The sequence below is a fragment of the Streptococcus sp. SG2 genome (assembly GCF_030439925.1).
GTDB lineage: Bacteria > Bacillota > Bacilli > Lactobacillales > Streptococcaceae > Streptococcus > Streptococcus gordonii.
Map to the genome: position 1 here is coordinate 461,526 of NZ_JAQFJD010000002.1, position 12,768 is coordinate 474,293.

Sequence of the window (12,768 nt, forward strand, 5' to 3'; positions counted from 1 at the left end):
AGTTGGAATGACATTTACAACAAGAGGTCCTATTGTTGACGTAGAGCAGGTTCGTACCTTGTCTCAGCTTGATGAAAAAGCTTTGGCAACGAAGCAAGTTCGCGACCAGGAGTTGGCTGCTATTCTCAGAGGAGAAGACAAGCGGATTTTATTGGTCATAGGTCCTTGCTCCTCTGATAATGAAGAAGCGGTCTTAGAATATGCTAAACGTCTGGCTGCCCTTCAGGAAGAAGTAAAAAAACATGTTTTCATAGTTATGCGGGTCTATACAGCCAAACCCCGTACAAATGGTGACGGCTATAAAGGCTTGATTCATCAGCCTGATGCAGCAGGAGCTCCAGATTTAATAGCTGGTATTAAGGCAGTTCGCCATCTGCACTACCGAGTTATTACAGAGACTGGCCTTACTACAGCTGATGAAATGCTCTATCCTGAAAATGTATCTCTAGTGGATGACCTGGTTTCTTATATGGCTGTAGGAGCACGTTCGGTTGAAAATCAACAACACCGTTTTGTTGCTTCAGGTTTGTCTACTCCTGCAGGAATGAAAAATCCGACTTCAGGTAATTTATCTGTGATGTTTAATGCCATTTACGCCGCACAAAATAAACAGACTTTTCTCTATCGCTCTCAGGAAGTGGAGACTTCAGGAAATCCTCTGGCCCACGCCATCCTTCGTGGTGCAATTCATGCCAATGGTAAGAATGAGCCGAATTATCATTATGAACATCTTCTTGAAGCGATTGCTACTTATGAAAAGTTAGGTTTGTCCAATCCTTTCATCATGGTTGATACGAACCATGACAATTCAGGCAAGCAATATTTAGAGCAAGTGCGGATTGTTCGCGAGACTCTTTTAAATCGAGACTGGAATAAAAAGATCAAGCAGAGTGTTCGTGGCTTTATGATTGAATCATATTTGGAAGATGGCCGACAAGATCAGCCAGAGGTCTTTGGAAAATCCATTACAGATCCTTGCTTGGGATGGGACAAGACTGAACAGTTGATTCGAGAAATTTATAGCCATTTAGAAAAATAACTCTATTATTGAAATGAAAGGGACCGTTTGGCAAAAGAAAATGTCGCCAATTGGTCGGAATGCAGCAAGCTCAGTTGGATTTCCAACTGAGTTTTGTCTCATTCTGAGAACAAAGATGATTATAGGACATGGAATTGATATAGAGGAGTTATCTTCTATTCAGCGGGCCTACGAAAAACATGCTCGCTTTGCAAAAAAAGTCTTGACAGACAAGGAATGGCTTCGTTTTGAAGAACTTTCTGGCAAGCGAAAGATAGAATATTTGGCCGGTCGCTGGTCAGCTAAAGAGGCTTTCTCTAAAGCATGGGGGACAGGAATTGGCAAGCTTAGTTTTCAAGATTTAGAAGTCTTGAATGATGAAAGAGGTGCTCCAGTCTTCACAAAAGCCCCTTTTTCTGGGAAGATTTGGGTGTCTATTAGCCATGCAGGTACCCTAGTAATGGCTAGCGTTATTTTGGAGGAAAGAGATGAAAACTAGTATACATAGGCCAAGTCAAGCACTTGTTGATCTGTCAGCAATTCACTTTAATATTCAGCAATTAAAAGCTCATTTGCCTCAAGATGTTGAAAAATGGGCTGTCGTTAAAGCTAATGCCTACGGCCATGGTGCAGTAGCTGTTTCACGTTATATTGATGATATTGTAGACGGTTTTTGTGTTTCAAACATTGACGAAGCTTTGGAATTAAGAGAAGGCGGCCTGGACAAAAAAATCTTAATTTTAGGTGTCTCAGCCATAGAGGTAGTCCCTCTGGCGATTGAACACAAGATTACATTGACAGTGGCTAGCTTAGAATGGCTGGACTTACTGGAGGCTTCAGGCTTGCCTTTGCAAGGTCTGGTTGCACACCTGAAAGTGGACTCTGGTATGGGCCGGATTGGCTTTAGGGATAGCCAGTCACTTCAGATAGCTATCAATCGTCTCCAGTCAGCTGGTGTTCAAGTAGAAGGGATTTTTACTCACTTTGCGACAGCTGATGAGGCAGATGCTAGTAAGTTTAAAGAGCAATTAGTTTGTTTTAAGGGAATCTTAGCAGACTTAGACGATCTTCCGCCGATTATTCATGCTAGCAATTCAGCTACTTCTCTTTGGCATGCTGACACTGTTATGAATGCTGTTCGTTTGGGAGATATTATTTATGGTCTCAATCCTAGCGGTAGTGTTTTGGAACTGCCTTATGATATAAAACCAGCTCTTTCTTTGGTTTCAGAATTGGTTCATGTCAAAGAAGTGGAAGCGGGAGCTGATGTTGGTTACGGAGCAACCTACACAGCGGATGAAGGACAATTTATTGGAACAATTCCACTGGGTTATGCCGATGGCTGGACTAGGGATATGCAAGGTTTTGACGTTCTCATTGATGGTCAACGTTGTCCAATAGTTGGTCGAGTATCCATGGACCAGATTACAGTTCGCTTGCCGGAGAAATATCCTCTAGGTACACCAGTTGTTTTCATTGGTAAGAGCGGAACAGAAAGTATCTCGGCGACTGATGTTGCTGAGAAACGAGGGACGATTAACTATGAAGTAGTTTGTTTGATTAGTGATCGGGTACCAAGAATTTACAAGAATTAATTAGTTTAAGTCTCCTTGATGAAAATATGTAGTTAGAGAAAGCGATTTGATGCTAGAACTGAAAGAGGAACTATGAATTTACACCAACCTTTATCGGTTCTGCCGGGAGTGGGACCGAAATCAGCAGAAAAGTTTGCCAAGCTTGGTATTGAGACCTTGCAGGATTTATTACTGTATTTGCCTTTTCGCTATGAAGACTTTCAAAGCAAGCAGGTGCTTGATCTAGAGGATGGAGAAAAAGCCGTCATTTCTGGTATAGTTGCGACACCAGCAAATGTTCAGTATTACGGGTTTAAGCGCAATCGTCTCCGCTTTTCAATCAAGCAAGGGGAAGTCATTCTAGCAGTCAATTTCTTTAACCAGCCTTATTTGGCGGATAAGGTTGAAGTGGGGGCAAATATTGCTATTTTTGGAAAGTGGGATAAGGCTAAAGCTAGCTTGACTGGGATGAAGCTCTTGGCTCAGGTCGAAGACGATTTGCAGCCAGTTTATCGGGTGGCTCAGGGGATTAGCCAGACAAGCCTGATTAAATTAATTAAAACAGCTTTTGACCAAGGCTTGGATTTACTGATTGAAGAAAATTTACCCCAGGTCTTGTTGGAACGCTACCACTTGCTGTCTCGAGCAGAAGCAGTGAGAGCCATGCATTTTCCAAAAGATTTGTCAGAATACAGACAGGCACTACGTCGTGTAAAATTCGAAGAATTGTTCTATTTCCAAATGCAACTTCAGGTGCTTAAAATGGAAACGAAGGATGTCAGCAATGGTTTGGTACTGGATTGGCAGGAAGAGCAGCTACAAGAGAAAAAAAGTCAGCTACCTTTTCCTCTGACAGGAGCTCAGGAGAGGGCTTTGGCTGAAATTTTGTCTGATTTGAAGTCGCCTGCCCACATGAACCGACTCTTACAGGGAGATGTTGGAAGTGGGAAGACAGTAGTGGCGGGATTGGCCATGTATGCTGTGCATACGGCTGGTTATCAATCGGCTTTAATGGTTCCAACAGAAATCTTAGCTGAACAGCATTTTGAAAGCCTCAGTCAGCTCTTTCCTGATTTAAAACTAGCCTTATTAACCGGTAGTATGAAAGCAGCTGAGCGTAAAGAGACTTTGTCGGCTATAGAGCTCGGTCAGGTAGATATGGTAATTGGGACCCATGCTTTGATCCAAGATGGTGTTCAATACCATCATCTAGGGTTGGTTATTGTAGATGAACAGCATCGCTTTGGGGTTGCTCAGCGTCGTATCTTACGAGAAAAAGGAGATAATCCTGATGTTCTCATGATGACTGCTACTCCCATTCCCAGAACTTTGGCCATTACGGCTTTCGGGGATATGGATGTGTCCATTATTGATCAAATGCCGGCGGGACGAAAGCCCATTATTACCCGTTGGGTCAAGCATGAGCAACTCGAGATCGTACTCGATTGGATAAAAAAAGAATTAGTAAAGGGAGCTCAGGTTTATTTTATTTCTCCTTTGATTGAGGAATCAGAAGCTCTGGATCTAAAAAATGCTATTGACTTAGAAGAAGAACTGCAAGCTTACTTTGGAGGAGATGCCCGAGTCTCTCTCCTTCATGGGAAGATGAAGAGTGACGAAAAAGAGGCTATTATGCAGGACTTCAAGAATAAAGAAGTAGATATTTTAGTGTCCACAACAGTCATTGAAGTGGGTGTTAATGTGCCCAATGCAACGATTATGGTCATCATGGATGCTGATCGTTTTGGTCTCAGCCAGCTCCATCAGTTGCGCGGGCGTGTGGGACGTGGTGATAAACAATCCTATGCCGTTCTTGTCGCAAATCCAAAAACAGAGTCCGGGAAGAAACGTATGAAAATCATGACGGAAACGACAGATGGCTTTGTACTTGCTGAGGAAGATTTAAAAATGCGTGGTTCAGGAGAGATTTTTGGAACCCGTCAGTCCGGCATTCCTGAATTTCAAGTGGCTGATATCGTAGAGGACTACCCTATCTTGGAAGAAGCGAGAAAGGTAGCTAGCCAAATTGTGCAGAATAAAGAATGGAGGAGGGATCCTAACTGGCATCTAGTGGCTCTTCATTTGGATAAACAAGATTATTTGGATTAAGCTTTTTGAAAGTTTTTTATAAGAATGTCTTAAGTTTTACTGCCTATAATAAAGTCAATCAAAAGAAATGAGGTATTGATCATGACAGTAAATATTCACGTAGATTATAAAAAAGTTTTCAAGGATTCAGAAAAGATTTTTTCTACATACGGTAAGTAGGTAGAATATCTATTTTTCATTACCCCTCCTTTCATAATCCTGATGAAAAATAGTAAACCAGTCGAGATTTAATCTCGGCTGGTTTTTGTTTATCCTTCTAGATACTCTTTTAGTTCTTGGCCTGAAAGTCCTGCATTGAGAGCAATAAGGAGTTTAAGACGGGCTTTAGGAGCATTTAGCTCTTTAACGAAATAAATACCTGCTTCGTGAAGTTGCACACCTCCACCTGAGTAGGCATAGACAGGTTCAGCTATACCATTGAAACAGCGGGATACCAAGGCAACAGGAATTCCTTGATTGATAAAATAGGTTAATTTTTCAGCGACTTCCTGAGGCAGGTTGCCTGCCCCGAAAGCTTCAATGATCAAGCCATCAAGACGGTTGCAATCAAGCATATCTAGTAATTCAGTCTTCATGCCAGCATAAGCAGGGATGATAGGGACAAAACCGGTGATCTTGTCTAAGTCAAAACGAACACGTGGCTCAGCTGTCTTAAAATATAGAACCTCTTGTTTCATGATAAGTCCAAGGGGGCCGTGGGTTGGAGTTTGGAAGGTGCTGACATTTGTGGTATGAGTCTTGGTAACGTATTTGGCTGCGTGAACTTCATCATTCATAACGACTAAGACGCCCTTGCCGTGAGCCTTCTGGTCAGCAGCTACACGCAAGGCAGAAAGGTAATTATAGACCCCGTCGCTACCTAGCTCGTTTGAACTACGCATGGCACCTGTGAGGACGACTGGGATGTCAGGGATTTCCATAGTGTCTAGGAAATATGCTGTTTCTTCAAGGGTATCGGTCCCATGGGTAATGACGACTCCATCAAAATCCTTAGAAGAGGTTTTGATTTTTTTATAGAGTTGAAGCATATGTTCTGGTGTCATATGGGGGCTAGGGATATTGAAAAAATCGAGAGCCGTAACTTGGATACCTTCCAAGGGGACGGTAACATGATTCATAGGATTTTCGTCGTTTGTTACGACTTTACCAGTTCCATCAGCCTGCATAGAAATGGTGCCACCAGTATGCAATACCAATATTTTTTTGTTCATAGATGAGCTTCTTTCCAAATTGTGTTATAATTTATTTTATCATAAAAGGAAAGAATAAGAAGTATGGAAGTAAAAGCTGTTTTTTTTGATATTGATGGTACCCTGGTCAATGACAGCCGAACTGTCCTCAAATCAACAGAGCAGGCTATTCAGAGTCTGAAAGAACAAGGTATTTTTGTCGGTTTGGCCACAGGAAGAGGTCCCTTTTTCGTCCAATCTTTCATGAAAGATTTGGATTTGGATTTTGCAGTTACCTATAATGGCCAGTATATATTTTCAAAGGAAAAGGTCATTTCTGCGACCCCTATTGATAAGTCTAGTCTTCGAGAAATCATTGATTATGCCAAAAAGCATAAAAAGGAAATTGCTCTTGGAACAGAAACAGATATGGTTGGCAGTCATATTATGCGCTTTGGCATGAGCAAATTCTCTCAGTGGAGCAGTCGCTTTGTGCCTAAAGGTTTTGCACGTTATATTAGTTATGGCTTTAACAGGGTTGTTAGTAAAGCTCTTCCACAACAGAAAGACGATCTGTTAGATATTTCGCGAGAGCCCATTTATCAAGTGGTGATGTTGGCTACACCTGAAGAAACTCAGGCTATGGAGGAATATTTCCCAGATTTGAAGTTTACTCGTTCTAGTCCCTATGCGGCAGACATCATCAATGGGGATACCTCAAAGTTGCAGGGAATCGCGCGTGTAGGAAAAGAATATGGCTTTGATATTAACCAAGTGATGGCTTTCGGCGATTCAGACAATGATCTTGAAATGTTGTCGGGAGTAGGCATGTCGATTGCAATGGGAAATGGAACTAGTAAGGTTAAAGAAGTTGCCAAGCATACAACGACCAGCAATAGTCAAGACGGGATTCATAAAGCCTTGGAGCATTTTGGTATTTTAGCAAGTGAGAAAGTCTTTACTAGTAGTGACCATCATTTTAATAAGGTTAAAGAATTTCATGGAGTCATGGATAAGAAGACTCAGGAAGAACCGATCGCATGGACGCCTGAAGGAGCTCGCCATCGGGCAGCCTTTAAACTTGAAGAATTAGTGGAATTTTTGCGTGCTTCAAGTAGTTCAGAAGAAGAGTTTGACGAGGCAGTTGCCCACTTGCACGATGCTCTAGACAAGGCAGCTACCAAAGTTAAGGGAAAGAATCCAGCAGAGATTTCTTTAGTTGGTCAAGTAGATGCCTTGATTGACACACTCTACTTTACTTATGGAAGTTTTGTTTTAATGGGGGTGGACCCAGAGCGACTTTTTACAATTGTCCATCAAGCCAATATGGGTAAAATTTTCCCTGACGGTAAAGCCCATTTTGATCCAGTAACTCATAAAATTTTAAAACCGGATGATTGGGAAGAGAAATACGCGCCAGAACCAGCCATTAAAGAAGAATTAGAAAGACAGATAAAAGCCTACGAGAAAAATTGTGGCTCCAAAGAAAAAAACTGAGATAATCTCAGTTTTTTTTTAATCTAAAACAAAATGTCTATAAGGTTTTTTCGCTATCACGGACAACGAGCAAGTCAACTTTAGCATGGCGTAGGATATACTCAGATGAAGAACCGACCAATAAACGCTCAAAAGCATTGAGACCTGTTGCTCCAACCATGATTAAGTCAACCTTTTGTTCATCTGGAATTTCTGTTGCTAGTAAAGTTTTAGGATTTCCAAGTTCAACTACAGTAACAACATCACCAACACCAGCCTCACGAGCTTTCTTTTCATAGCCAGCGACTAATTTCTTTGCATCTTCCTGCAGTTCTTCATATACTTCAGCATCAAATGTTGATACACTTTGAAGAGCGCGAGTATCAATAACATGAGCAATGGTTAAGCGAGATTTGTTTCTAAGCGCAACATTGACTCCTTTTTCAAATGCCAATTCTGCTTCACGGGAACCGTCAATTGCAACTAGAATATTTTCATATTTTTGTAACATAAGCCTACCTCCATAAAGATGCTAAGAAAGTTTCAGCAGTTTAGGAACCTGTTGAAAACGATGGTTAAGAAAAACCTGGCTTTCAACTTGAATTCTATTTCATAAAATATGAAGATTGTTTTAAGAGTTCCAATCCTTGCTGAAAATTCTCTTATATTTATATTGTAAACCTTTTCATGAAAGAAGTAAAGCAATTTTCGGTAAGAAGGGGAGAAATTCTCGTTAAAAAATGAAAAGAAATCAAGGCTCAAATAGCTGAACGAAGAGCAAAGAGCTTCCCTTACAGGAATTTATAATCATTTTTTCTATCAATATTTTTGTGATATTTTTTGGATTTTTGAGAAAAATTGAGTTATAATAAGACGATTGATTGAAACGAGGAGTTCAAAATGAAAGAATACAATAAATCTGTCAAACTAGAGCATGTAGCATATGATATTCGTGGCCCAGTTCTCGAAGAAGCTATGCGCATGCGAGCGAATGGTGAACGGATTTTGCGTTTAAATACTGGAAATCCAGCTGAGTTTGGCTTTACTGCTCCAGATGAAGTCATTCATGACTTGATTATCAATGCTCGTAGTAGTGAAGGCTATTCTGATTCTAAGGGATTGTTCTCAGCTCGGAAGGCTATTATGCAATATTGCCAGCTCAAAAATATTCCTAACGTTGGAATTGAAGACATTTACCTAGGAAATGGTGTCAGTGAGCTGATTGTAATGTCTATGCAAGGCCTGCTAGACAATGGAGATGAAGTTCTGGTTCCTATGCCGGATTATCCATTGTGGACAGCAGCAGTGAGCCTAGCTGGCGGAAATGCAGTTCATTATCTTTGTGATGAAGAAGCGGATTGGTATCCAGATATTGATGACATTAAATCAAAAATTACTTCAAACACCAAAGCTATCGTTGTGATTAATCCAAATAACCCAACAGGAGCCCTGTATCCGAAGGAAGTGTTAGAAGACATTGTTGAAGTTGCCCGTCAGAATGATTTGATTATCTTTGCAGACGAGATCTATGACCGTTTGGTTATGGACGGTGAGAAGCACACAGCTATTGCAAGCCTAGCACCCGATTTGTTCTGTGTTAGTATGAATGGTTTGTCAAAATCTCACCGCATTGCTGGTTTCCGGGTTGGATGGATGGCGTTGTCAGGTCCTAAGAAGCATGTTCAAGGCTATATTGAAGGATTGAATATGTTATCCAATATGCGTCTCTGTTCCAATGTTCTTTCCCAACAGGTGGTTCAAACTTCATTGGGAGGGCATCAGTCTGTAGATGAGTTATTGTTGCCAGGCGGTCGTATCTACGAACAGCGTAACTTCATTTATAAAGCTATCAATGACATCCCGGGTCTTTCTGCAGTCAAGCCAAAGGCAGGTCTATACATTTTTCCTAAGATTGATCGCGAAATGTATGAGATCGATGATGATGAGCAGTTTGTTTTAAATTTCTTAAAACAAGAAAAGATTCTACTAGTACACGGCCGAGGCTTCAATTGGAAGGATCCTGATCATTTCCGGATTGTATATTTGCCACGTGTGGATGAATTGGCCCAAGTGCAAGAAAAAATGACTCGTTTCTTGCAACAATACCGGCGCTAATTAAGTTAATAAAAGTGAAAAGAAGAACGAAATGTTCTTCTTTTTTTGTTGCTTAAATGAAACGAGCCTCAATCACCGTATCGAATGACCTTGAAATTAACTTCTTTTTCTAGTAAATAATTCTAGTTTTAAAATTGTTAAAAAATTGAAATAAATGACATAAAAGCTGGTCTAAAAAAATAGGAATGGAAATTTTGTTTGTTTTTATCAAGTTTTCATATATTTTTTATGTAACATTTTAATGACAAAATTTTCGATTCTCTTGTTTGAAGTCCAAATGAACCTCATCCCCACTTTTCTGTCAAATCTAAAGATGGTAGAATAATTCCATCATTATTTTACTAATGATGAAAAGATTTAAACACAAAGGAGAGTTTTTATGTTTAAAAAAATGCTGAGTGCATTTTCTGTTGGTGCCCTTGCTTTGTCTTTGCTCTTTGTCAAAGAGGTCAAAGCTGATCAGGTAGCAGAAGGCAGGCCTGCGCCAGAAGACGCGACTGATCAAGGGACAAGTGCCCAAGCTGTTTCAGCGGTAAATAAGGCTGAAGTTGATGCTGCTAAAGATAGCTTAGATCAAAAGAATGAGCAGGTCAAAGAAGGGGAAGCTGCAGTCAAGGAAGCAGAAAAATCTGTAGACACTGCCAAAGCGAATGCTGAATTGGCAAAAGAGGCGGTTAAAACTGCTGAAGAAGGAACTCAAGCTTCTTCTGCTACTAAAGAAGCAGCAAGAGAGGCTGTAGCTAATCAGACCGAAGCCGTGAAGGAAGCAGAAAAAGTAGCTCAAGCAAGTCAGACTGAACTTGATAAAAGTCAGAATCAGGCAAACTCTCAAGCTCAAAAAACTCAAGAGGCTAAAGAAGCTCTGAAAAAAGAAGACGAAAAGGTTAGTCAGGCTCAAGCTGATTTGGAACAGGCCCAAAAAACTCAAGCAGGATCGAGTGCAGAAGTTTCTGCAAATCTTGAACAAGCAAAAGCAGATGTAGCCAATAGTCAGGCTGCAGTCAATGAGGCACAAGAGGAAGTGAACAAGGCTGAGCAATCAGATAGTCAGCGTCAAGAAAAAATTAATCAGGCTGCTTCAAATAAAGCTCAGGCAGACTCTGATGCTGAAAAGGCTAAACAAGCTTTGGATAAAGCAAGTTCTCAGGAAACTGAAGCTCAAGCTAAGCTCAGTCAGGCACAGGCAAATTTGGATACTGAAAATGACAGTCTTAAACCATCTGTTTCTAACAACAAAAACAGGCTTTACATGACGCCGGAATATATTGCTGCATTGAAACAGTTGGCTGATCCAAATACACCACAGTCTCAAATCAGTCAGATTGAAGCAACGTTGACAGCAGTTAACGATAAGGCCAAGTCTTACAATAACTACATAGCAGATCCGAATGATAGCACTAAAATGTATGATACCAATAATATTCCTTATGAGGTTCGTAGAGAGTTATCACAGTTTGCTTCAGAATTAATTAACCAATTGCGTGCTCAAATGGGAACAGGTGAAACCTTACTAACGCCATCATCTTTAGAGTTTGCTGACAAAGTTTCCCAAGCATACAGAAATGACAATTGGAACTGGGATTTGATGAATCGCTATCACCATGATACTTGGGGTATAAATCGGGTGGCTCGTGAATATGGATTGGTCACGACCACTTCTGAGCAAGAGCAACAAGGGCTTCAATACTATGAAAATGCCTATATCTGGCGAGCTAATACAGCTCAGATGAGCGTGGCAGATATGAAGCGCGACATCTACTTCTCTCTTGTTGAATTTATGTATAATGGCTATGAATGGGTTCATGCCAAATCAATTTCTGGACTTAATACAGGAAGCCAGAAAAATTATCTAGGCGTTGATTTCTCGATGGAGAGTGATATCACGGTAGCTCATTTCACCATGGTTTCTGAAGATCAAGTTAAATATGCGACAAAAAATAACTTTGATGCTACACCTTTAACAGCTAGTGGAAATTCTACTTCTAGTGATCCGCAAGCTTTAGCCCAAGCTCAGGCAGCCTATGATCAAGCTAAAAGCGCTCATGATCAAGCACAAGCAGAAAAAACAGCAGCTCAAACTGCTTATGACCAAGCTATGACTGCGGTGCAAGCAGCGCAGAAACAATTAGATGAAGCCAAGCAAGCGCCTCTAGAACTTGCAACTGCCCAAGCCGCCCTAGCAAGTGCTAAACAGGAATTAGAAAAGAATCAAGAAAAATTATCTAAGGCTCAAGAGGCACTGAATCTTGCGAATTCGGATCAGGCAGATAAGGCAGCTGCCCTCTCAAAAGCTCAAGTGACCTTGTCAGCTGCTCAGGCCGCCCAAGCTGTAGCCAGAGATAGACTAGCTCAAGAAGAAAAAGCATTGGCTCAGGCCAATCAGGCTTTGGAAGAGGCTAAAACAAAGCGTGATGCCGCCCAAGCGGCAGTTGCTCAAGCTCAGACCGCTTTGGATCAAGCCCAAAAGAATTTAGCTAACCTGCAGGATGCTCAAACGAATCTGGAACAAGCTCAAGCCAATCTGGTAGCAGCTGAGAAGGATTTAACTGATAAGACTAGCGATCTAGCAGCTAAACAGCAGACTCTATCAGAGCTGAAAGCTGCTCAGGCCCAAGCAGAGAAAGTTTATAACAGTTTAGCTGCTCAACTCCAAGCTCAAGAGAAACAAAAACGCGATGATCACTATCGAAATATTTTGGATCAGACAGAGAAGCGCTTGAATGGCTCTGTCCAGTCTAATCCAAGCGTGGAAATGCAGACGCAAGAACCTAGCCCAGATCCGCTAGTGAAAACGAAAGAGGAGCCGATTGTTAAAGGAGTTGCTACTCGCAAAGCGCCTGCTAACAGAGTGGCATCGACGTCATCAGACCCTGGTGAAAATCATTCTATGCAGACGTCTGTAGGCTCTTCAAAATTGCCAAATACTGGAAGCAGACTTTCGGTCTGGGCGATGATGAGCGGAATTCTCGCTTTGGTATCTGGTTTTGCATTGCTGGTCTGGAAGCATAAAAAAGAGAGTAAAAACTAGATTTTTTGAAAAAACTATAGATATAGCAAACAAGATAATAGGCCGGAAGTTAGGGTAAGTTAAAACCCTAGCTTCCTTTTATCTTTCAAAAAAAGAAGCGTTGAAATCCCAATAAATTTAAATCAGGACCTCGCGCTGTTTTCAAAAATATGTTGGTTTTGAAGGAACTAAAATCGTTCGCTGGATAAAATGTAAAGAATTATTATTCAATAGGCAATTTTCAGATAATTATTGAAATTTCTGTCAATTTATGATATAATCAATCGGACTAAATACGAG

General features: G+C 41.0%; 9 protein-coding genes. 7 read left to right on the plus strand and 2 right to left on the minus strand.

All coding sequences use genetic code 11. The features are described 5' to 3' along the window. The first annotated feature begins 7 nt into the window (after positions 1-7). From PCY09_RS06030 to recG, 4 genes are all read left to right on the plus strand, one after another. Positions 8-1,039, plus strand: a complete 1,032-nt coding sequence (locus PCY09_RS06030) for a 3-deoxy-7-phosphoheptulonate synthase (protein ID WP_125396879.1) — start codon at positions 8-10, stop codon at positions 1,037-1,039. 115 nt (positions 1,040-1,154) lie between these two features. Continuing rightward, positions 1,155-1,517: a holo-ACP synthase gene (gene acpS / locus PCY09_RS06035; protein ID WP_061412083.1), complete on the plus strand. Its 363-nt coding sequence runs from the start codon at positions 1,155-1,157 to the stop codon at positions 1,515-1,517. Continuing rightward, positions 1,507-2,613: an alanine racemase gene (gene alr / locus PCY09_RS06040; protein WP_125396880.1), complete on the plus strand. Its 1,107-nt coding sequence runs from the start codon at positions 1,507-1,509 to the stop codon at positions 2,611-2,613. Before acpS ends, alr begins: the two co-directional genes overlap by 11 nt. Positions 2,614-2,685: 72 nt before the next feature. Then, complete coding sequence (gene recG, locus PCY09_RS06045) at positions 2,686-4,701, plus strand: ATP-dependent DNA helicase RecG (protein WP_125396881.1); 2,016 nt, start codon at positions 2,686-2,688, stop codon at positions 4,699-4,701. Between the two features lie 248 nt (positions 4,702-4,949). Here the strand turns inward: recG and PCY09_RS06050 are convergent, their stop codons facing one another. After that, positions 4,950-5,912: an asparaginase gene (locus tag PCY09_RS06050; RefSeq protein WP_061601532.1), complete on the minus strand. Its 963-nt coding sequence runs from the start codon at positions 5,910-5,912 to the stop codon at positions 4,950-4,952. Between the two features lie 63 nt (positions 5,913-5,975). On the opposite strand from PCY09_RS06050, the gene PCY09_RS06055 reads away from it, so the two are divergent. Next, positions 5,976-7,367: a Cof-type HAD-IIB family hydrolase gene (locus PCY09_RS06055; protein ID WP_045505670.1), complete on the plus strand. Its 1,392-nt coding sequence runs from the start codon at positions 5,976-5,978 to the stop codon at positions 7,365-7,367. A gap of 37 nt (positions 7,368-7,404) precedes the next feature. Here PCY09_RS06055 and PCY09_RS06060 read toward each other — a convergent pair whose 3' ends face one another. Next, positions 7,405-7,857, minus strand: a complete 453-nt coding sequence (locus PCY09_RS06060; protein ID WP_011999938.1) for a universal stress protein — start codon at positions 7,855-7,857, stop codon at positions 7,405-7,407. A gap of 389 nt (positions 7,858-8,246) precedes the next feature. Here PCY09_RS06060 and PCY09_RS06065 point away from each other — a divergent pair, with 389 nt between their 5' ends. Both PCY09_RS06065 and PCY09_RS06070 read left to right on the plus strand, forming a co-directional pair. Beyond that, entirely contained in the window at positions 8,247-9,461 is a 1,215-nt protein-coding gene (locus PCY09_RS06065; protein ID WP_008808439.1) for a pyridoxal phosphate-dependent aminotransferase, read from the plus strand. A 379-nt stretch (positions 9,462-9,840) separates the two neighbouring features. After that, on the plus strand, positions 9,841-12,489 hold the full coding sequence (locus PCY09_RS06070) for an SEC10/PgrA surface exclusion domain-containing protein (RefSeq protein ID WP_227250344.1): 2,649 nt from the start codon (positions 9,841-9,843) through the stop codon (positions 12,487-12,489). Positions 12,490-12,768: the final 279 nt, after the last annotated feature.